Origin of the sequence: Aquabacterium sp. (genome assembly GCF_035476535.1) — a bacterium.
Classification (GTDB): Bacteria; Pseudomonadota; Gammaproteobacteria; order Burkholderiales; family Burkholderiaceae_C; genus Pseudaquabacterium.
The window spans coordinates 1-1,522 of the sequence record NZ_DATILJ010000134.1 but is presented as its reverse complement, the minus strand read 5'-3'; the positions used below and the strand labels follow the sequence as shown (position 1 = coordinate 1,522).

1 protein-coding gene is annotated in these 1,522 nt (G+C 68.2%); it reads right to left on the bottom strand.

The genetic code is table 11. From position 1 onward, the window contains the following. Nucleotides 1-1,349, bottom strand: a 1,349-nt coding sequence (locus tag VLK61_RS13315) for a sugar ABC transporter ATP-binding protein (RefSeq protein ID WP_325421921.1), incomplete at its 3' end; no start/stop codon positions are given. Nucleotides 1,350-1,522: the final 173 nt, after the last annotated feature.

The window sequence follows — 1,522 nt, the reverse complement described above, 5'->3', positions numbered from 1 at the left end:
TCGGCGGCCATGCGCTCGAGCAGCGCGTGGATCTCGGCCTTGGCGCCGACATCGACACCGCGCGTCGGTTCGTCGAGCAGCAGGACCTTCGGTTCGCGCAGCAGCCACTTGCCCAGCACCACCTTCTGCTGGTTGCCGCCGGAGAGTTCACGCACCGGCTGCTGGATCGAGGCGAGCCGGATCTGCAGCTTCGAGACCATGCGCTGCGATGCGTCGCTTTCTGCCTCGGCCCGCATCAAGCCCGAACGCGACACCGCCCCCAGGCTGGCCAGGCTGATGTTGGCGCGGATCGGCATGTCGAGGATCAGCCCCTCGTCCTTGCGGTTCTCGGTGACGAGGCAGATGCCTTCGGCCAATGCGTCCTTCGGGCCGCCGATGCGCACCGGGCGCTCGTCGCGGTAGAGCTGGCCCGCGGCGAGGGGGTCCGCGCCGAAGATCGCGCGCACGGTCTCTGTCCGGCCCGATCCGACCAGACCCGCCAGGCCGACGATCTCGCCGTAGTGCAGGCTGAAGTCGAGTGCGGCATCGCCCCGTTGACCGGCGAAGCGCAGACCTTGCACGCGCAGCGCCGGCGCCCGTTGCGGGTTCGGCGTGGCGGCCTTGTGAGGCGCCCGCTCGGCCAGGTCGCGCCCCACCATCAAGCGCACCAGGTCGTCGGTCGTCGTGCCGGCCATCGACTGGGTGGCGACCTTGCGGCCGTTGCGCAGCACGGTGACACGGTCGCAGACCTCGAACAACTCCTGCAAGTGGTGGGAGACGAACACGACCGTCACGCCGCCATCGCGGAGCTGGCGAATGATCTGCAGCAGTCGATCCGTTTCACGCGGCGTGAGCGTGGCTGTCGGCTCGTCCATGATCACGATGCGGCTTCGGCTCGACAAGGCCTTGGCGATCTCGATCAGCTGGCGCTGGGCCATGCCCAGGCCCGCGACGCGCGTGGACGGCGCCAGATCGTCGAGGCCGACCAGCGCGAGCAACTCGCGCGCGCGCAGCTCCATGGCCCGGCGATCGAGCAGGCCCAGTCGCGTTCGCGGGAGATGCTCGAACTGAAGGTTCTCGGCCACCGACAGCTCATCGAGCATGTGCAGTTCCTGGTGCACCACGCGGATGCCGGCCTGCATCGCGTCCAGCGGACTGTTCGGCGCATAGGGCTCGCCAAACAGCGTCATGTGGCCGCCATCGGCGCGGTCCGCGCCGCACAGGATCTTGATCAGGCTCGACTTGCCGGCACCGTTCTCGCCCGCCAAGGCGTGCACCTCACCGGGCTGCAGTGTCAGGTCCACGCCGTCGAGCGCGATCACGCCGGGATAGCGGCGCGTGAGCCCGTGGAGTTCGAGTGCCGACGGCATGGTGGGCGGGTCCGGTTCGGGCCTCACGGGTCTTACGGGTCTTATTACTTGAGGTTCTTCGCGGTCACCAGCTCGATCGGTGTCTTCACCCAGCCTTTGAGCGGCTTGCTGTCCTTGCGTGACTTGATGCCGTAGTCGATCGCATTGGCCGCCATGTCGGTGCCGAACTGGTC